Genomic DNA, 18,585 nt, shown 5'->3' with positions numbered 1-18,585 from the left:
CCATGAACGACCCTCATCACAAGCTGGTGCAACGCAAGGTGCAGTTCGATTACACCGACTCGCCCCTGCACTGGATTCCCGGCGAGCCCGAGGCTTCGCACGTGGTCAACGTCATCCACATGATGCTGCCGGCCGGCGAGCTGTGGTTCTGCCGGCTGTACAACAAGGCCCTGCCCTTCGTGAAGGACGGCCGCCTGCGCGACGACGTGCAGGGCTTCATCCGCCAGGAAGCGATGCACGCCCGCGCCCACAATGGCGCGCTGGAACGCTACCTGAGCCACCACGGCATCGACTCGACGCGTTATCTCAAGGTCATGGACTACCTGTTCGAACAACTGCTCAGCGACACGCCGCTGGGCCTCACCCTGTTCAACCGCACGGCCTGGCTCAAGCGCTGGTGGATCGGCCAGCGTTGCGCCATCGTCGCGGCGGTGGAGCACTTCACCTGCGTGCTCGGCAAATGGATTCTCGAAGCCGACGCGCTGGACCGCGCCAAGGCCGACCCGGTACTGCTCGACCTGTTCCGCTGGCACGGCGCCGAAGAGGTGGAGCACCGCAACGTCGCCCACGACCTGCACGTGCACCTGGGCGGCACCTTCGTCAGCCGCCAGCTGTGGATGTTCGTGGTCTGGCCGCTGATCATCTACCTGTTCGCCTTCGGCACTCGCACCTTGTCGCGGCAGGACCCGAGCATCGCCCAGCCACGCTCCTTCGCGGCGATCTGGCGCGATGGCTCGAAGACCGGCGTGCTGCCGAAGATCAGTTCGGTGGCCACCAGTTTCCTGCGCTACTTCAAGCCCTGGTACCACCCCGACCACGAGGCCAACACCCAGGAAGCACTGGACTACCTGGCCCGCTCGCCGGCCGCCAGCAGGGCCGCACGCGCCTCTTGAAGGCCTGCCGGCGCGCCCGCGCAGTGGATGCGCGGCGCGCGCCGATCGCATACTGCGGCATCCGTTACTCGATTCAGGGATGCCGCCGTATGCCGATGGGAACCTACCCGCTCCACCCCGCCCTTGCCGCCCGCGTGGAGCGCCTGCCCGAGCAGGTGGACGTGGTCATCGCCGGCAGCGGCATCATGGGTTGCGCCACCGCCTGGCAGCTCGCCGGCCTCGGCCTGAGCGTGCTGGTGCTGGACAAGGCCGGCCTCGCCAGCCAGCAGTCCACCCGCGCCTGGGGCTTCGTCCGCCAGCAGGCCCGCGACCCAGCGGAAGTGCCGCTGATGATGGCGGCGATCCCGTTGTGGGAACGGCTTGAAGAACAGCTGCAACTGCCGCTGGAATGGCGCCAGGGCGGCTGCCTGTACCTGGCCGAGACGCCGGAGCAGCAGCGCAAGTACGAAGACTGGCTGAAAGTCGCCGCCAACTTCGGCCTCGACACCCGCCTACTCAGCCGCGCAGAAGTCGCGCAGCTGATGCCGGCGCTGAGCGACCCTGCACTTGGCGCCCTCTACACCGCCAACGACGGCCAGGCCGAGCCGCGTCGGGTTGCTCCGGGTTACGCACTGCGCGCCATCGAACGCGGCGCGGTGTTCGTCGAAGGCTGCGGCGTCACCGGCATCGACCGCGCCGCCGGCGCCATCTGCGGCGTGCAGACCGAGCGCGGCTATGTGAAGACCCGGCAACTGCTGGTGTGCGCCGGAGCCAGCAGTTGGCGCCTGGTGCAGAGCCTCGGGCTGACGTTGCCGCAACAGGCGGTGCGCTGCACCGTCTCGCGCACCAGTCCTGGCCCGGATGTCGGCGCGCAGAGCTTCATCGGGCACGGCATCGGCTTCCGCCAGCGCGCCGACGGCAGCATCAACCTCGCCGACGAAACCCAGGCCGATATCGACCTCAACCTCGATTACCTGCGCGGCGCGAAACACTACCTGCCGCACCTGCCGGAGCACCGCGCGGGCTTCTCCTTCAAGCTCAACGGCGCGCTGTTCCACGACCTGCGCCAGCGCCTGCCCGGCTCGGAACGCAGCGTGAACGGCCCGGTGCTCGGCGAGCGCGATCCGCAGGTGAAGGCCAACACCTCGCGCGTGTTCCAGGCGCAGAGCAACCTCGCCAGGGCATTCCCGGCGCTGCGTGAGGTGAAGGTGGTGGAAAGCTGGGCCGGCCTGATCGACGTGCTGCCCGACGGCATCCCCGTGCTCGACGCTCCGCCGGAAGTCCCCGGCCTGCTGATCGCCACCGGCTTCTGTGGCCACGGCTTCGCCATGGGCCCTATCGTCGGCCAGTTGATGAGCCAGTGGATTCACCAGGGCGCCCCCGGAATGGACCTGCACGCCTTCCGCCTGCGGCGCTTCGCCGATGGGACGGCGGGCAAGCCCTATTCGCTGTTCTGAGGATCAGCTTTCTGTAGGAGCGAGGGGGACGCCTAGTTCTTGCTCGCGAACCCGCACTTCCCGGAAACGTTAATGCAACCTGCTGGCTCTGTTCGCGAGCAAGCTCGCTCCTACAAGGTCACTCTCGGGCTCGTGCTATTCGCCCTCTTCCACCACCGGCGAATCATCGCTCAGCGCCCGCTCCAGCCACTCGGTCGGCAGGTTCTTGCTGGCCCGAGCACCGAGCAGCTTCACCTGCTCGGCGCGGCTGATCAGGTTGCCGCGCCCCTCGCAGAGCTTGTTGCGCGCCGCCGCGTAGGTCTTGTCCAGCTGTTGCAGGCGGGTGCCCATCTCGTCCAGGTCCTGCACGAAGAGCACGAACTTGTCGTACAGCGCCCCGGCGCGCTCGGCGATCTCGCGGGCGTTCTGGTTCTGCCGCTCCTGACGCCACAGGCTGTCGATCACCCGCAGGGTCGCCAGCAGGGTGGTCGGGCTGACGATCACGATGTTGCGCTCGAAGGCCTCCTGGAACAGGTTCGGCTCGGCCTGCAGCGCCGCCGAGAAGGCCGCTTCGATGGGCATGAACAGCAGCACGAAGTCGAGGCTGTGCAAGCCTTCGAGGCGGCGGTAATCCTTGTCGGACAAGCCCTTCACATGGCTGCGCAACGACAGCACGTGGGCCTTCAGCGCCTGCTGGCGGATCACCTCGTCATCGGCGGCAATGAACTGCTGGTAGGCGGTGAGGCTGACCTTGGCGTCCACCACCACCTGCTTGTCGCCGGGCAGGCGGATCAGCACGTCAGGCTGGAAGCGCTCGCCGTCCGGCGCACGCAGGCTGACCTGGGTTTCGTACTCGCGGCCCTTCTCCAGGCCGGCATGTTCCAGAACCCGCTCAAGCACCAGTTCGCCCCAGTTGCCCTGGGTCTTCTGGCCCTTCAGCGCACGGGTCAGGTTGGTGGCTTCCTCGCCCAGGCGCAGGTTCAGCTGCTGCAGGCGCTCCAGCTCTTTCGTCAGCGAGAAGCGCTCGCGAGCCTCGGCCTGGTAGCTCTCCTCCACGCGCTTCTCGAAGGACTGGATGCGCTCCTTCAGCGGGTCGAGCAACTGCCCGAGGCGCTGCTGGCTGGATTCGGCAAAGCGCTGCTCGCGCTCGTCGAAGATCTTCCCGGCCAGCTCGGCAAACTGGGCACGCAGATCATCCTTCGCCGATTGCAGATCGCCCAGACGCTGCTGGTGGTTCTCCTGCTGCTCACGCAGTTCGGCGGACAGCGCCGCGTGCTCGGCGGAGAGTCGGCGCAGTTCGACTTCCTTATCGGCGCGTTCGGCCTGCCAATCCTGCTCGGCGTTGCCCAGGCGCGCGCGCTCGTCCTTGCCCAGTTCGACTTCGCGGCGAAGCGCAGCTGCTTCGGCGGAGAGCTCGCCGTGGCGGCCACTCAGCCGCTGGAAGGCATCCCGGTCGGCCTCGGCCTGGGCGGACAGCCCGTCCTGGGCCAACTGCGCGGTGGCCAGGCGCTCGCGTAGCAGGGTTGCCTCCTGTTCCACCTCCACCCTGCGCGCCTGCAGGCGCCAGGCGAGCGCCGCCATGGGCAGCAATCCGGCAAGCGCACCTATGAGCAGGGCGGTCAGATCGAGGGGCATGCAGGACTCCGAGGGCAGAAATTCGATCGCGACATACTACCAGCGGCTGGCATTGAGACGTCTTGTCACTTGCAAAGGCCCTGGGACAAGGCTCCAGAGCAAGTGCTCGGTACAATCCACAGAAGCTGTGGATAACTCAGTGGAGAACTTGCTTAAAACAGTCCCTACCCCCAGTGATCTGGGGCCGCATGACAGATTGGTGATTTTTTCACCAATGAAAATTTCCTTTATTTTTCAATAAGTTAAAAAACGCAAGGAATTTCCAGGGCTGGCCAAATGCAATGTTGCAGGGACTTGACAGGTCGCATCAGCATTGTGCACAAGTGCGCGCCGTGCAGGAGCCGACCGCCCCGTTTCAGGGCAGTGGATAAGAAGAATTCTCACAGGTGGCCGCTATCCAACGAGGTCAACCTCGCCCCGGAAGCTCCATCCTCCAGCGCAACGGCCTGTGGACAATCACGCGATCTGCACCCGCCGCCGCTCGATGCGCAGCGGCCGGATGATCCGCGGTGGGCTGCGCAGTGCGGTAGCTTCCTGCTCAGCAGCACAGACCCGCGCATAGACACGCTCGGCCGCGCTGCGACTGCTGCAGTCGTAGAAGAACTGGTTGAGGTACACGCGCCAGCGACGACTGTCGCTGGGATGGACGGCTATCCGTATATCCATGGTCTGGCGCTCCCTGCTTGGCCATCCAGCAACATACACCGGCCATCGTGACGCGTAGATGGCGAAACGATGAACGGTCAGGCCGGATACGGCAGCCTGCCGTCCAGCAGGTATTGCTCGCGGCGATAGAGGCGCGGGCTGTCCGGCACCTGGGCGTGCTTGAAGGCCACATACTCGGCAGTGGTCTCGCACAGCCAGGGCATCAGGTTGCGCGGACGCTTCTCGGTGAAGGCCGAGGGCGCGAACAGCGCGACGTTGGTACCGCCTTGCTGGCAACGTGCCGAGCGATACTCGAAGGCCTCGATGCCCGCCTCGCGCATGGCGCTGCCCAGCCCCTGGCAGACGCTGTAGTCCGAAGGATTGCAGAGTTCCCCCTCGTGCTCGCGGAATGGCGGCAATTGCAGGCGCACACCCTTCTGCACCTGGAAGCGCGCCTCGAACGAGGCGTGCTCGGACAGGATTCTGCCGCTGGGCGGTGGCTCGCTCATGCCTTCCCACAGCACGAAGCGGTAGAACGCCGACTCCGCCATGGCCGTTTCCAGCTTCAGCGCGCCGTAGAACAGGCTCGGCTCATGCCGGCGGCCAAAGCGCGAGCCCCAGCGCAACGGCGGATAGCGGAACGGCGTCTTCAATAGATAGTGCAGCGGCTCGGCCGGCGGCGGCATGCGTGGCTTGCTGGTTTCCAGCAACTCCTCCAGCAGCGCCTGCTCTTCCAGCGTGTCCACCAGTTGCAGGGTCGCCACCTGGCCCTGGCTTTCCACCAGCCGCACCAGCCGCCCACGAATCGGGGCGATGACGACATCCTCGTAGTTCGCCCAGAGATGGGCGCCGGCTGCAAACGACATTCAGACCTTGCCCCGGATGGCGTCGAGATACTCGACCACCGCGACCAGCCCCTGCACCTGCTCCATCAACTGCAGCGGCGTGGCGCCCAGGTGACGGTTCTCGGTGCGCAGGAAATGCCGCATGTCCTCCAGGTTGCCGCCGAACAGCGCGAACAGCGCGCGGTAGATGCGCACCAGCAGCAGGGCGAGCTCGCCGGTCTTGCTGTCCACGCGCAGGCCATTCTGCTTCCAGCGGCTCACCGCGCTGCGGTCCACGCCGACGATGGCGGCCAGCTCCTGCTGGGTCATTGCCAGGTGTTCACGGGCATTCAGCACCGCCTTGGCGAGGACCGCATCGGCGGCGGGGTTTTCCTTCAGCAGCGCGCTCATGGCGAAACTCCTGTCAGTGCATTTGCTGCAAACATACCATCAAATGCTGCACTCACACAAAGGAAGCTGCTGACTCTGGCGTGCTTCCAGGGCATGTATCTGAATGCTGACAAAGCGGAAAAACTCTTTACCAGACCTTTACTTAGCCTTGGCATTGATTGACGCGCCGTTGCGGTCTCATGAAGTACCCGGATTGCCCGGGAGATGAAAGCAGGAATTCCGCACCGGCATCGCCGGATGCGCAGGAGAACACCATGAAGAAGTCCGTCGCTCTGCTCTGTGCCGCCCTGACGCTCGGCAGCCCCCTGGCCAGTTTCGCCCAACCCGGCCCCGGCCCGGACAACGGCGGCTACCACCAGGACAACCGTGGCCCGCAGCAACAGCAGCAACGGCAACAGCCGCAGCAGCAATACCAACAGGGCGGGCGCCAGCAACAGTACCACCCGGGGCATGCTGATCCGCACTACTACCGCGACCCGCACTTCCGCCCGCAAGCGGGCATGCCGGTGCCGCATCGCGACTGGCGCCGTGGCGTGATGGTGGAGCCGGCCTACCGTGGCGACCGCTACTGGGTCACCGATTGGCAGGCGCGTCATCTTTATGCCCCGCCGCGTGATCATCGCTGGCTGTACGTCAACGGCGACTACATCCTGGTCGCCATCGCCAGCGGGCTGATCGTCAATATCCTTTCCGGCTATTGATCAGGCGGTGGCGCTGACCATGGAGCCGGCGCCGCTACCACCCGCCTTGCGGATCGCCGCGGCCAGCGCAGCGGCGGTCTGCTGCATGGCAGCGCTGGTGGTGCCGATGCGGCTCTGAATCGCCATCAGGGTCGCGGTCCGCTCGGCATCCGAGGAATAGCGGCGCTGCTGAGCTTCGGCCAGCTCACGCTGCTCCTGCTGCAACTGTTTCTGCAATTCCTTCAGGCGCTTCTGCAACTGATCGATGGTCGTGTTGCCGGAGCTGCCAGAGCTCTTGGTCTTGCCACTGGACGCAGTATCACCGGCCTGCAGGCGCGGGCTGTCGGTACTGCTGGCGCTGTCATCGGCGCTTTCAGTCTTGGTGTTGGCGTCACTGACGACGCGCAGCTGGCTGGCGAACGCCTGGTTCGCCGAGGTAATCGAAAGGCTCATGCCCGAGGTCCTTTTTCCGGGAATTCAGCCGTTCTATCGGCCGCCGCGGGAAAATCTTGAAAGCACCTTCGCAGCCCTGAGCAAAGGCCCTAGGATAGGCGCCTTTGCTACCAGCCCCAGTCGCCATGGACAAGAAACGCGCCCACCAACTGATCCTCTCGCGTCTCGCCGAAGACCTCGACGTCGCCGTGCGCGCCGCCCGCACGGCCCACGAAACCGCGACCCACGAAGAGAACGTCGCCGAGAACAAGTACGACACCCTCGGCCTGGAAGCGGCCTACCTCGCCGCCGGCCAGTCGCGCCGCGTAGAGGAAATCCGCCAGGCGCTGTCGCTGTTCGAGAACCTGCAATTGCGCGACTTCGACGAGGAACAAGGCATCCAGACCAGCGCCCTTGTGCAACTGGTCAACGGGCAGGACCAGCAGCGCTGGGTCTTCCTCGGCCCCGACGGCGCCGGCCTCAAGGTGCAGTACGACGAGATCGAGATCCTCGTCATCACCACTCGCGCCCCACTGGGCAGTGCCCTGCTGCAGCGCCAGCCCGGCGACGAAGTCGAAGTGGGCAGCGGCAGCGCCCGCCAGCGCTACGAAATCCTCGAAGTCTATTGAGCACCGACACTCGCGCATTCGAGCGCATCGATGAAAAAGCTGAGCGGAACAGACAATACCCGGCGCACCGGCTGACGCAGACTAAGCTTCAAGGCCACACCCAACCCCTCCCGGCCTCAAGGAGAAGCATCATGCTGTTCAACTGGTCCGAATACGTCCCCGCCGTGAAAAAAGCCTTCGGCGCCCTGGGCAAGAAACACCCGAAGATGATCGCCGCCTACCAGGCCCTGGAAGCTGCCGCCGCTGACGGCGACGCCCTGGACGCCAAGACCCGCGAGCTGATCGCCATCGCTGTGGCCATCACTACCCGCTGCGACGGCTGCATCGGCGTCCACGCCGAAGCCGCACGCAAGGCCGGTGCCACCGAAGCCGAGATCGCCCAGACCCTGGCCACCGCCATCTCCCTGAATGCCGGCGCCGCCTATATCTACTCCCTGCGCGCCCTCGAAGCCTACGAGTCGGCTGCCGCACCGAAGTAAGCCTTTGCCCGCGACGCCAGCCCGGCGTCGCGGGCCTGCCCCTTTCCCTCGACAGGCCGATGGGTTATCAGTGGGGCTCAGCCAACCAAAGCCTGCGCCCATGTCCCAACCCATCAGCTTCTGGAAACTCACCTTCGCCATCGCCGCCGGCATCTGGCTCGGCAGCCTGGCCGTCGCCGCTACCGCCTGGCTGGTATGGCCTGATATGCCATCCGCGCTATCCGCGCGCCTATCTTCAGCGCCTACGACAACTCCTGCCCCTCCCCCGCCGCCCCGAAGCAACGAAGAAATGTTCCAGCAATACCTCCAGCGCCAGCAGGCCACGCAGGAGCAGCAGAATCGTCAGATCGAGAAAGCGGAGCAGGAAAAGCGCTTCAACAGCGCGCCGTGCCAGTTCTGGCGACAGCAGTACCAGGCCAATCCCACGCAGGGGAATCAGGCGAAGATGGATGGGTATTGCGGGTGAGGGGCGCTGGAAGAAACTTTGGAGTGCAGAGGGGCTGGACGCCAACGAACAAGCTCCATCAACGACAGGGAGCGTGCGCTCAATACCGGCCTCTCGACAATCTATCACCCCAAAAGAGCAAACAGGCCTTGGGATATCTGGAATAAAAATACACAGCCGATTGAGCCCCACCGGAAGGGATATGCCTTTTCGCACGGCACCCACTTTTGCTGCGATAGAATCAAATTCGAGAAAGCAGACATAACGGCCTGCTCGCCCCCTGCGAATCCGGCGGCAGTGTACAGACTCGATCAGGCAACGCAGGGCTACTGGATTATTTGCAAGCTAAGTGACCAACCGATTGATACCAGCTGCGGGACTTTCCTGCAGTGTCTGCAAGAAGTCCCGCACTTTCGTCTCTACGCTTTAGTAAGCGGAAGAACTACGCAGGCAGTTCGATTTCAGCCCCAGTTAAACGGGCCGGCTATCTTGTCAGTCTGATCAACGCCGTCTACCAGATAGTGAATCACCATCGACTTGCGCGTCAGCTCAGGGTTGATCACAGGGCTCCCACCGTGCACCAGCATTCCGTGCCAAAGCAGTACATCCCCTTTCTTGGCAATGAACTGTTTTACCCCGGCCTTACCCGCCTCATCATTGGTAAATTTGTAATAACCTGAATACTCATCGAGATTGCAAGTACGAAGATTGGCTTGCGGGTGATTTTCAAAGCCAGGATATTGCACAGATGTATGCGTTCCCGGAGCAAACCTCAAAGGCCCACTCTCAGCTGAAATATCCTCGAGCGCCACCCAGGCACCGATCAGATAGTTTCCCGGATAAACATGGAAAACAGCCATATCTTGATGCAGTTCCTGCTGGCTTCCAAGATAGAAATTAATGGTAGAGCGAGGATAAGAAGCTCTATCAAAAATGAGCGAAGCCATATTATTCAGGCGCTCATTCTTATAGATGCGACTCGCGGCGTCACATTGAGTCCACAGTTCGTGGATTCGCCATGGAGAGAGTCGTGCATTTTCCTGGCGCTGCTCAGGCGACAATGCGACCAAATCCCTATGCGGAACAGCAGCACCGCCTTTCTCCTTGTCAAGAGTATAACCAAGAAGAGTGATATTCTCGTTTGCAACATCGGTGATCAGCAGGTTGTCGATAAAGCTATTCACCTCATCAACATCCACGTCTGGAACGGCACCTTCTATGACGATATACCCGTCGGAAACCCACTTCTCCAGGGCCCTGGCATCTTCATAGGAGACTTCGCCACTCTTTTCCTTGTCTGCTACATGCTGAAGCGCATCCGGCCTATCAAACCAAGCAGTATGATTAGCAACGGATTTCCAGTTCAAGCTTTGGCCAGGCTCATGCTGCAATGCAGAGATCTTCTGCAGCGCCTCCTCAAAGGTGTCAAACGACATACATATCTCCTAGCACGATAGATTCTAATAACTGCAGAGGCAGCCTTTCCTTGGGCCCGGCAGCCACCGCACGTTTTACCACAAGATGGAGGCATCGACGAAGAATCTGTCGTGCTATTCTTCTGCCCGCCAACCCCTCATGCTCGCCCATTCGTCACCGCGTACGGCGCTCTCTCCATCATAGGCACGTCCTCAACATTAGCGGGATTCTTCGGCCTACTACTCTCTCCTACAGGCAATGTCTGCGCCTCTTCCGGATAACGAGACAGTGACAAGGCACTGACCGGACAGCGCAAGCTGTCACTACTGCCCCCATACCTCTTATGAAAACGCCAAGACACGACAAACCGGCGCCAGACTTCATAGCCAGAAGCCCCCGCAGGAGCGGCAAATCGCTTGGTAGAAAGCTGGAGCAAGGAGAACATCATCGACGCGCCGTGCTCGCTCTAACAGCAGACACACAACGGGAGTCCCACGCAGGGAAATCAGGCAAAATTGGATGGATATTGCGGGTGACGTAGCGCAGGACGGGGATTTTCAGCACGCAGAAAAGACAAAGCCCCTGAAACTCTAGGAATTTCAGGGGCTTCGGCCATATGTAATGGCGGAGAGATAGGGATTTGAACCCTAGGAACTGTTGCCAGTTCAACGGATTTCGAATCCGTCCCGTTCGGCCACTCCGGCATCTCTCCGTGCGGCGCGCATGATACCAGCTTGAAGTCCGAACGCGAAGCTTTGTTTTCGGATTTTTTCGCGTGGTATCAGGCGCTTGCGTGCACTGGTCGGATCAGAGCGGCACGCCAAGGCGGTGGGCCACTTCTTCGTAGGCTTCGATGACGTCGCCCAGGCCCTGGCGGAAGCGGTCCTTGTCCATCTTCTTGCGAGTCTCTTTGTCCCACAGGCGGCAGCCGTCCGGGCTGAATTCGTCGCCGAGAACGATCTTGCCGTGGAACACGCCGAACTCGAGCTTGAAGTCCACCAGCAGCAGGCCGGCGTCGTCGAACAGCTTGTTCAGCACTTCGTTGACCTTGAAGGAGTAGGCCTTCATTTCGGCCAGTTGCTCCAGAGTCGCCCAGCCGAAGGCCTGGACGTGGGATTCGTTGATGAACGGGTCGCCCAGGGCGTCGTTCTTCAGGAACAGTTCGAAGGTCGGCGGAGTGAGCTGCAGGCCCTCTTCCACGCCCAGGCGGCGTACCAGGCTGCCGGCGGCGTAGTTACGCACGACGCACTCGACCGGGATCATGGCGAGCTTCTTGACCAGCACTTCGTTGTCCGACAGCAGGGCGTCGAACTGGGTGGGGATGCCGGCGGCTTCGAGCTTCTGCATGATGAAGGCGTTGAACTTGTTGTTCACCATGCCCTTGCGATCGAGCTGCTCGATGCGCTTGCCGTCGAACGCCGAGGTGTCGTTGCGGAACAGCAGGACGAGGCGGTCGGCGTCATCGGTGGTGTAAACCGACTTGGCCTTGCCGCGATAGAGTTCTTCGCGTTTTTCCATGATGGGCTCCGCTTGCTTAGGGGGTGGGCTCAGGCGATGGTGCGCCAGTCGAGTCCAGAATGCTGATCGGCTACCTGCAGCCAGTCCGGGTCGCACCCGAGGGTGTCGACGAAGCTTTGCCGGGCCAGCTGCGGCGAGTTGTTCTTTTCGCTGAGATGCGCCAGCACCAGGTGCTGCAGGCGTTCCCAGCCCAGCTGGGCCACCAGTTCGGCGGCCTGCCGGTTGTTCAAATGTCCCCACTGGCCGCCTACGCGAACCTTGAGTGGGTAGGGATACGGACCGCGGGCCAGCATGTCGGTATCGTGATTCGCCTCGACGATCAGAGCGTCGAGGCCACGATAGCATTCCAGCACCTGCGCCGTGGCGGCCCCCAGATCGGTGAGCTGGCCAAAGCGCTTCCGGCCATCGGAAAACACGTACTGCAGGGGTTCCCGCGCATCGTGGGAGACGCTCACCGCAGTGACTTCCAGGTCTTTCAGTTCCAGGCGGTCGCCGCATTTGAGCAGCCCCGCCGGAGTCACCGGCTTGCGCATTCCCTGCAGGGTGCCGGCGCTGAGGTACACGGGTATCCGATGGTGACGGGCAAGCAGTTCAACGCCGTTGATGTGATCGGAGTGCTCGTGCGTGACCAGTACCGCGTCCAGCTGCCCGGGCTCCACGCCCAGGCGCGCCAGACGGCGGATGGTTTCACGCAGCGGAAAGCCGCAATCGATCAGTATCCGGGTGTCAGAACTGCTCACCAAGGCCGAATTGCCCCGGCTTCCGCTCCCCAGGACCGCGAAGTGCATTCCGCATACTCTCCTGGAGTTTTTCCAGCACGCTCTGCGCGACGTCGGCCGGCGCGGAGGTGTTGATGTCTTTGTCGACGGTGATCTGGACGGTGTTGCTCACGCTGGTCAGGCGAACCTGGTAGCGCTGGGCCTTGGCGTCCTCTTCTTCCTTGGTCTTCTCGCCACCGCCGAACAGGCGGCTGAAGAAGCCCGGCTTGTCTTCGTCCTTTTTCTTCGCGCCTTCGGCGATGTTGACGTAGTACACGCCCAGGCTGCGGTTGAGGTCGTCGACGCGGATGTCGGCACGGTCCAGGGCACGGCCGACGCTGACCCAGGCGCGGTCGAAGTCGGAATCCACGGTGAGTACCGGGTTGCCGCTGCCGTCCTTGTTCAGCTGTACGGCACCGGGGGTGTCGTAGTCGGAGTGGGCGGCGAGCAGGGACACCGAACCGCCCTTCTCGGCGCTGGTGGCCATGTTCGCGAGCATCTCGTCGAGCAGCGCGGCGTCCAGGCTCGGCACGACCGGCTTGGTCGGCCAGTCGGCGCTGGCAGTGCTGCCGGCCGGGCGGGTTTCGCTCAGCACGTAGACTTCACTGGTGTTGGTCTGCACGCCCGGCTCGATGCGCACGCGAACGCGCGCTTCGCTGTCAGGCTCGACGCCCGATACTCGGCTGCTCAGACGACGCGCCAGGGGCGCGGAGAGCTGCGACAGCGGCTGCCAGTTGGTGCTGAATTCGCCAGTCTGCGGACGCTCGTTGGTGATCGAGAAGCCGTTGTCCTGGAAGAACTGGTGGGCGACCGGCCAGACTTCCGCCGGCGGACGCTGGGCGACCAGCCAACGGCTGTCGCCGCTCTTCTGCAGACTGAAGTCGCTGACTTCGCCGGCGCCGGTCAGGGGTTGCGGGCGCGGTACCTCGAACTCGCCTTCCTTTTCGGTGCTGGTGGCGACGTTCATCGGGATCGGCAGCAGCGGATCGAGCGGCTTGCTCTGCAGACCTTCGGGCACCTTCATCGGTGCGGTTTCGCGGGCGTTCAGATAATCATCACCACGGTCACGGAAATAGCCTTCCGGGCCCCACAGCCAGCCGCAGCCGGAGGTGTTGCCGATAACCAGGGCGAGCGCAGTCAGTCCTGCCAGTCGCTTCATGCGAGGGGTTCCTTAAGCCAGGATGCCGGTCTGGCGCATGGCCTGACGCAGCGGTTCGTGGCAACGCGGGCTGAGCCAGGTCAGGGGCAGACGAATGCCTTCGGGAATCAGCCCCATTTCATGGAGGGCGAACTTGACCGGGATGGGGTTGGATTCGATGAACAGGGTCTTGTGCAGCGGCATCAGGCGATCGTTGATCGCGCGAGCGGCAGCGGCATCGCCACGCATGGCGGCGGCGCAGAGGTCGCTCATGGCGCGCGGGGCGACGTTGGCGGTCACCGAGATGTTGCCCTTGCCGCCCATCAGCATCAGCTCGACGGCGGTGGCGTCGTCACCGGAGTAGACGAGGAAGTCCTTGCCGACGCGGTCGAGTACTTCCTTGCCGCGCTGCAGGTCGCCGGTGGCTTCCTTGATGCCGACGATGTTCGGCACCTTGGACAGGCGCTCGACGGTCTCCGGCAGCATGTCGCAGGCGGTACGGCCCGGCACGTTGTAGAGGATCTGCGGGATGGCCACGGCTTCGGCGATATGGCGGAAGTGCTGGTACAGGCCTTCCTGGGTCGGCTTGTTGTAGTACGGGGTCACCAGCAGGCACGCGTCCGCGCCGCCGGACTTGGCAGCCTCGGTCAGCTCGACCGCTTCGCGGGTGGAGTTGGCGCCGGTACCGGCGATGACCGGGATGCGGCCTTTGACCTGGTCGACCACGCGACGGATCACTTCCAGGTGTTCGTTCACGTCCAGAGTGGCCGATTCACCTGTGGTGCCGACCGCTACGATGGCGTTGGTGCCTTCCTGCAGGTGGAAGTCCACCAGCTTGGCGAGGCTGTCCCAATCCAGTCGACCCTGAGCATCGAAGGGGGTGACCAGCGCCACCATACTGCCCGCAATCATGCAACCGCTCCTGCCGGAAAAAGAAAGCCGTAATGGTACTGTCGCCACCGGCCACGCACAAGGTGACGCATCGACCCGCGAGCGGCCAGACATTCCCCTCATCGGCGCTTTTCGCTACCCTTTCCCCTTTGTCGAGCGGCCCGCTTGGCCGCCCCTCCCAGGAAAGCTGCATGTCCACCACTCACCCTCGCGAACAATTCCTCCTGATCAGCGCTCTGGGCCCGAACCCGATGGAGCTGACCAGCGTGCTGTGCCGCACCTGCATCGACAACCGTTGCTCGGTGGTGAGCAGCCGCCTGACCCGCCACGGCGAGTTCAGCGCACTGATCCTGCAGGTCTCCGGCAGCTGGGATGCCCTGGCCCGCCTCGAAGGCGGCCTGACGCCGCTGGCCAAGCGCCACGGCTTCACGCTCAGCGTCACCCGCAGCAATGTCCACGTCACCCGCGCCCAGGCCCTGCCCTACGTGGCTTACGTCAGCGCCGTCTATCGGCCGGACATCCTCAACGAGCTGTGCCAGTTCTTCATCGACCACAACATCGAGCTGGAGAACCTCACCTGCGACACCTACCAGGCGCCGCACACCAACACCAGCATGCTCAACGCCACGCTCACCGTGACCCTGCCGGCCGGCACCCAGATCAGCTGGCTGCGCGATCAGTTCCTCGACTTCGCCGACGCACTGAATCTGGACGCGCTGATCGAACCCTGGCGTCCGCAGCATCCGTAAGGATGCGCACAAGGAGAAAATCCCCATGGCAGTCGAACTGAACAAACCCGTCGCCGATTTCCAGGCACCGGCCACCAGCGGCGTCGAATTCCGCCTGTCCGAGCTCAAGGGCAAGCAGGTCGTCCTGTACTTCTATCCCAAGGACAGCACCCCCGGCTGCACCACCGAAGGCCAGGGCTTCCGCGACAGGATCGAGGACTTCGCCAAGGCCAACACCCTGGTGTTCGGCGTGTCCCGCGACGGCATCAAGTCCCACGAGAACTTCAAGGCCAAGCAGTGCTTCCCCTTCGAACTGATCAGCGACAAGGACGAAGCCGTCTGCCAGCTGTTCGACGTGATCAAGCTAAAGAAGCTCTACGGCAAGGAATACATGGGCGTGGACCGCAGCACCTTCCTGATCGACGCCAAGGGCGTACTGCGCCAGGAATGGCGTGGGGTGAAGGTGCCCGGTCATGTGGATGCCGTATTGGCTGCAGCTCAAGAGCTGAACAAGTGAGCCGCTGAGTCAGCCCCATGAAAAAGGCCGCTGATCAGCGGCCTTTTTCTTTTACATCATCGGACTGACTTGCGGCTCCACCGACGACTGCCGCGGCCAGGCATCCAGCACGGCCTTCACCAGGGTTGCCAGCGGGATGGCGAAGAACACCCCCCAGAAGCCCCACAGCCCGCCGAACAGCAGCACCGCGCAGATGATCGCCACCGGGTGCAGGTTCACTGCTTCGGAGAACAGCAGCGGCACCAGCACGTTGCCATCCAGCGCCTGGATGATCGCATGGGCAGCCATCAGGTAGATGAACTGGTCGCTCCAGCCCCACTGGAACAGCGCGATCATCGCCACCGGCACCGTGACCACCACCGCGCCGATGTAGGGCACCACCACCGACAGGCCGACCAGCAGCGCCAGCAGCGCGGCGTAGTTCAGCCCCAGCACCGCGAAGGCGATGTAGGTCGTTACGCCGGTAATGAAGATCTCGATGACCTTGCCGCGGATGTAGTTGGCGATCTGCTGGTTCATCTCGTTCCACACCTGCTTCATCAGCCCGCGCTCGCGCGGCAAGTAGCGGCGGAACCAGTGGTAGAAACGGCGGCGGTCCTTGAGGAAGAAGAACACCAGGATCGGCACCAGCACCAGGTAGATCATGATGTTGACCACCACCGGCAGACCCGACAGAGAGAAGGTCAGCGCCCACTGGCCGAGCTGGCCAAGCTCGCTGCGCGCCGCCTCGACGGTGTGCAGCACCTGCTCCTCGGTGACCATGTCCGGGTAGCGCTCGGGCAGCATCAGCAGCGTCGCCTGCCACTCGCCAAGCATGCCGGGCAGCTCGTTGAACAGGGTGAACAGCTGCTTCCACAACAGCGGCACCAGCACCAGCAGGAACACCGCAAGCAGGCCAAGGAACAGCGAATACACCAGCCACACCGAGAACAGGTGCGGCACGCGCAGGCGTTCCAGCACACCGACCATGCCCTGGATCAGAAAGGCGATGACCATCGCCGCCAGCACCGGCGCGAGCATCCCGCCGAAGGCCAGGATGACGGTGAATCCCAGCCCGAGAATGACCGCCAGCACTATTGCCTCCTCGTCGGAGAAGTAGCGCTGCATCCAGTCCTGCAAAACCTTGAGCATCAATGAACCTGCGAAACGAAAGGGGCGACGTCGCGGTCGCCCGGAATCAGGGGCTACTTCTTGCGCAGCCAGTAGCGATAGACGCCGCCTTCGACCTCTTCATGCAGCAGCGAGTGCCCGGCGAGATCGGCGAAAACGCGGAAGTCCCGCTGGGAGCCGGCGTCGGTGGCGACCACCTTGAGCACCGCACCGCTGGGCAGGCGATTGAGCTCGAGCTTGGCCTTGAGCAGCGGCAGCGGACAATTGAGACCGCTGGCGTCCAGCTCCGCGTCACAAGCGGGGACGGACGGCGTGGAATCGGACATCGAAACGAACTCCGGGAAGGGCGCACAAGAATACCGAAAGCGCTGGAAAAGTAACCAGGCCCGCACGGGACCGGGTTCATTAATCGAGCCGTCAGCTTTCGGGCATAAAAGGACTTCGAATCGGAAAAGATCCGATTCGAATTGCGCCGCACTTCCTCCCCACAAACTAGGCATAGGCAATTACGTGCGGCTAAAGTAGAGCCTTTCTCGGAACGAGCCTCCTGTACATGAAAGTACTCCGCCCCGCCCTGCTGTCGCTCGCTGTCGCCCTCGCCGCTCCGGCCCTGGCGGACGACTTGCCGTCCCTGGGCGATGCGAGCTCGTCCATTGTCTCGCCGGAGCAGGAGTTCCAGCTCGGCCGCGCCTGGCTGAGCATGCTGCGCAACCAGGTCGACACGCTCAACGATCCGCAGCTCAAGGACTACGTCGAGTCCAGCGTCTATCGCCTGGCCGAGTCCAGCGAACTGCAGGACCACCGCCTGGCCTTCATCCTGATCCGCGACAAGCAGATCAACGCCTTCGCCGCCCCCGGCGGCGTGGTCGGCGTCAACGGCGGCCTGTTCATCTATGCGCAGACCGAAGGCGAATACATCGCCGTACTGGCACACGAACTGGGCCACCTGAGCCAACGCCACTTCGCCCGCGGCATCGAGGCGCAGCAGCGCATGCAGCTGCCGGTGATGGCCGCCATGCTCGCCGGCATCGTCGCCGCTGCTGCTGGTGCCGGTGACGCCGGTATCGCCGCGATTGCCGGCACCCAGGCCGCAGCGATCCAGAACCAGCTGCGCTTCTCCCGGCAGAACGAGCAGGAAGCCGACCGCGTCGGCGTCGCCACCATGGTTCGCGCCGGCTACGACCCGCGCTCCATGCCCAACATGTTCGAGCGTCTGGCCCGCCAGTACCGCTACGAAGGCAAGCCGCCGGAATTCCTGCTGACCCACCCGGTCACCGAATCGCGTATCGCCGACACCCGCAACCGCGCGGAGCAGTATCCGCAGGGCGGCAAGGAAGACTCGCTGCGCTACGAACTGATGCGCGCCCGCGTCCAGCAGATGTTCGAAGACACCCCGGGCATGGCCAGCAAGCAGTTCCGCGCGCAGCTCGACGAAGACCCGAAGAACGACGCCGCGCGCTACGGCCTGGTGCTCTCGCAGACCAAGATCGGCCAGCTCAACGAGGCCCGCAGCAACCTCCAGCAGCTGCTCGCCAAGGCGCCCAACGACATCAGCTACAACCTGGCGATGGTCGACCTGGATATCACAGCCAACAAGCTCCCCGACGCCCAGGCGCGAGTGCAGAAGATGCTCGGCCAGTACCCGGACAGCTACCCGCTGATCCAGGCGCAGGCCGACCTGATGATGAAGACCAACCGCGCCGCCGACGCCGAGAAGACGCTGTTCAAGCTGTCCCAGCGCCGCCCGCTGGACCCGGACGTGTGGAACCGCCTGGCCGATGCCTGCACCCTCAGCGGCAACGCCATCGGCGTCTACCAGTCCCGCGCGGAGTACGACGCCCTCACCGGCGACTACAAGCACGCCATCGAGCAGCTGGACTTCGCCAAGCGCCGCGCCGGCGGCAACTTCACCCTGGCCGCGCGCCTGGACGCCCGCCAGCAGGAGTTCCGCGACCAGGAGCGCATCCTGAAGGAAATGATGGGTCGCTGAGCCTTTCCGCCTCCCATGAAAAAGCCCGGCA

At 63.5% G+C, this 18,585-nt stretch carries 21 protein-coding genes and 1 tRNA gene; 9 read left to right on the top strand and 13 right to left on the bottom strand.

Annotation, left to right across the window (positions count from 1 at the left end):
- The first annotated feature begins 2 nt into the window (after positions 1-2).
- Positions 3-893, top strand: coding sequence for a metal-dependent hydrolase (locus QO207_RS10630; RefSeq protein WP_301532396.1), 891 nt, complete (start codon positions 3-5; stop codon positions 891-893).
- Positions 894-982: 89 nt separating this feature from the next.
- The gene (locus tag QO207_RS10625; protein WP_301532395.1) at positions 983-2,329 is read left to right on the top strand and encodes an FAD-binding oxidoreductase; all 1,347 of its coding nucleotides are present in this window, start codon (positions 983-985) and stop codon (positions 2,327-2,329) included.
- Positions 2,330-2,464: 135 nt separating this feature from the next.
- Here QO207_RS10625 and rmuC read toward each other — a convergent pair whose 3' ends face one another.
- From rmuC to QO207_RS10605, 4 genes are all read right to left on the bottom strand, one after another.
- The gene (rmuC, locus tag QO207_RS10620) at positions 2,465-3,829 is read right to left on the bottom strand and encodes a DNA recombination protein RmuC (protein ID WP_301532618.1); all 1,365 of its coding nucleotides are present in this window, start codon (positions 3,827-3,829) and stop codon (positions 2,465-2,467) included.
- A gap of 570 nt (positions 3,830-4,399) precedes the next feature.
- Entirely contained in the window at positions 4,400-4,609 is a 210-nt protein-coding gene (locus QO207_RS10615) for a hypothetical protein (RefSeq protein WP_301532394.1), read from the bottom strand.
- Between the two features lie 77 nt (positions 4,610-4,686).
- Complete coding sequence (locus QO207_RS10610) at positions 4,687-5,454, bottom strand: RES family NAD+ phosphorylase (RefSeq protein ID WP_301532393.1); 768 nt, start codon at positions 5,452-5,454, stop codon at positions 4,687-4,689.
- Complete coding sequence (locus QO207_RS10605) at positions 5,455-5,823, bottom strand: antitoxin Xre/MbcA/ParS toxin-binding domain-containing protein (protein ID WP_301532392.1); 369 nt, start codon at positions 5,821-5,823, stop codon at positions 5,455-5,457.
- A gap of 254 nt (positions 5,824-6,077) precedes the next feature.
- On the opposite strand from QO207_RS10605, the gene QO207_RS10600 reads away from it, so the two are divergent.
- Positions 6,078-6,524, top strand: a complete 447-nt coding sequence (locus QO207_RS10600) for an RcnB family protein (RefSeq protein WP_301532391.1) — start codon at positions 6,078-6,080, stop codon at positions 6,522-6,524.
- Here the strand turns inward: QO207_RS10600 and QO207_RS10595 are convergent, their stop codons facing one another.
- A complete protein-coding gene (locus tag QO207_RS10595; RefSeq protein WP_301532390.1) occupies positions 6,525-6,956 on the bottom strand; it encodes a hypothetical protein in 432 nt (143 codons plus the stop codon).
- A 125-nt stretch (positions 6,957-7,081) separates the two neighbouring features.
- Between QO207_RS10595 and QO207_RS10590 the strand changes: the two genes are divergently transcribed.
- The 3 genes from QO207_RS10590 to QO207_RS10580 all read left to right on the top strand — a co-directional run bounded on the left by QO207_RS10590 (position 7,082) and on the right by QO207_RS10580 (position 8,509).
- Positions 7,082-7,564 carry a GreA/GreB family elongation factor gene (locus tag QO207_RS10590; protein WP_301532389.1) on the top strand — a complete coding sequence of 161 codons (483 nt, stop codon included), beginning with the start codon at positions 7,082-7,084 and terminating at the stop codon, positions 7,562-7,564.
- A 131-nt stretch (positions 7,565-7,695) separates the two neighbouring features.
- Complete coding sequence (locus QO207_RS10585; protein WP_017522075.1) at positions 7,696-8,043, top strand: carboxymuconolactone decarboxylase family protein; 348 nt, start codon at positions 7,696-7,698, stop codon at positions 8,041-8,043.
- Between the two features lie 100 nt (positions 8,044-8,143).
- Positions 8,144-8,509: a hypothetical protein gene (locus QO207_RS10580; RefSeq protein ID WP_301532388.1), complete on the top strand. Its 366-nt coding sequence runs from the start codon at positions 8,144-8,146 to the stop codon at positions 8,507-8,509.
- A gap of 440 nt (positions 8,510-8,949) precedes the next feature.
- Here the strand turns inward: QO207_RS10580 and QO207_RS10575 are convergent, their stop codons facing one another.
- From QO207_RS10575 to dapA, 6 genes are all read right to left on the bottom strand, one after another.
- Entirely contained in the window at positions 8,950-9,924 is a 975-nt protein-coding gene (locus QO207_RS10575) for a phytanoyl-CoA dioxygenase family protein (RefSeq protein ID WP_301532387.1), read from the bottom strand.
- A 602-nt stretch (positions 9,925-10,526) separates the two neighbouring features.
- Positions 10,527-10,616, bottom strand: a tRNA-Ser gene (locus QO207_RS10570).
- A 95-nt stretch (positions 10,617-10,711) separates the two neighbouring features.
- Positions 10,712-11,422 carry a phosphoribosylaminoimidazolesuccinocarboxamide synthase gene (purC, locus tag QO207_RS10565; protein ID WP_301532386.1) on the bottom strand — a complete coding sequence of 237 codons (711 nt, stop codon included), beginning with the start codon at positions 11,420-11,422 and terminating at the stop codon, positions 10,712-10,714.
- Between the two features lie 29 nt (positions 11,423-11,451).
- On the bottom strand, positions 11,452-12,210 hold the full coding sequence (locus QO207_RS10560; protein WP_301532385.1) for an MBL fold metallo-hydrolase: 759 nt from the start codon (positions 12,208-12,210) through the stop codon (positions 11,452-11,454).
- Positions 12,149-13,339 carry an outer membrane protein assembly factor BamC gene (gene bamC / locus QO207_RS10555; protein ID WP_301532384.1) on the bottom strand — a complete coding sequence of 397 codons (1,191 nt, stop codon included), beginning with the start codon at positions 13,337-13,339 and terminating at the stop codon, positions 12,149-12,151. The genes QO207_RS10560 and bamC overlap by 62 nt, the downstream gene beginning before the upstream one ends.
- Positions 13,340-13,351: 12 nt before the next feature.
- On the bottom strand, positions 13,352-14,230 hold the full coding sequence (dapA, locus tag QO207_RS10550) for a 4-hydroxy-tetrahydrodipicolinate synthase (protein ID WP_301532383.1): 879 nt from the start codon (positions 14,228-14,230) through the stop codon (positions 13,352-13,354).
- A gap of 170 nt (positions 14,231-14,400) precedes the next feature.
- Here dapA and QO207_RS10545 point away from each other — a divergent pair, with 170 nt between their 5' ends.
- Together QO207_RS10545 and QO207_RS10540 are read left to right on the top strand one after the other, a co-directional pair.
- Positions 14,401-14,958 (top strand): glycine cleavage system protein R, encoded by a 558-nt coding sequence (locus QO207_RS10545; protein WP_301532382.1) that lies wholly within the window; start codon positions 14,401-14,403, stop codon positions 14,956-14,958.
- Between the two features lie 25 nt (positions 14,959-14,983).
- Positions 14,984-15,454 carry a peroxiredoxin gene (locus QO207_RS10540; protein ID WP_301532381.1) on the top strand — a complete coding sequence of 157 codons (471 nt, stop codon included), beginning with the start codon at positions 14,984-14,986 and terminating at the stop codon, positions 15,452-15,454.
- Between the two features lie 51 nt (positions 15,455-15,505).
- On the opposite strand, the gene QO207_RS10535 is transcribed toward QO207_RS10540, so the two are convergent.
- Complete coding sequence (locus QO207_RS10535) at positions 15,506-16,585, bottom strand: AI-2E family transporter (RefSeq protein ID WP_301532380.1); 1,080 nt, start codon at positions 16,583-16,585, stop codon at positions 15,506-15,508.
- A 53-nt stretch (positions 16,586-16,638) separates the two neighbouring features.
- Complete coding sequence (locus tag QO207_RS10530) at positions 16,639-16,890, bottom strand: sulfurtransferase TusA family protein (protein WP_301532379.1); 252 nt, start codon at positions 16,888-16,890, stop codon at positions 16,639-16,641.
- 227 nt (positions 16,891-17,117) lie between these two features.
- Here QO207_RS10530 and QO207_RS10525 point away from each other — a divergent pair, with 227 nt between their 5' ends.
- The gene (locus QO207_RS10525) at positions 17,118-18,554 is read left to right on the top strand and encodes a M48 family metalloprotease (protein ID WP_301532378.1); all 1,437 of its coding nucleotides are present in this window, start codon (positions 17,118-17,120) and stop codon (positions 18,552-18,554) included.
- The last annotated feature ends 31 nt before the right edge of the window (positions 18,555-18,585 follow it).

Source organism: Pseudomonas sp. CAN1, assembly GCF_030462585.1.
Lineage (GTDB): Bacteria > Pseudomonadota > Gammaproteobacteria > Pseudomonadales > Pseudomonadaceae > Pseudomonas.
The sequence above is the reverse complement of the archived record's forward strand: the minus strand, read 5'-3'. Positions and strand labels throughout refer to the sequence as shown.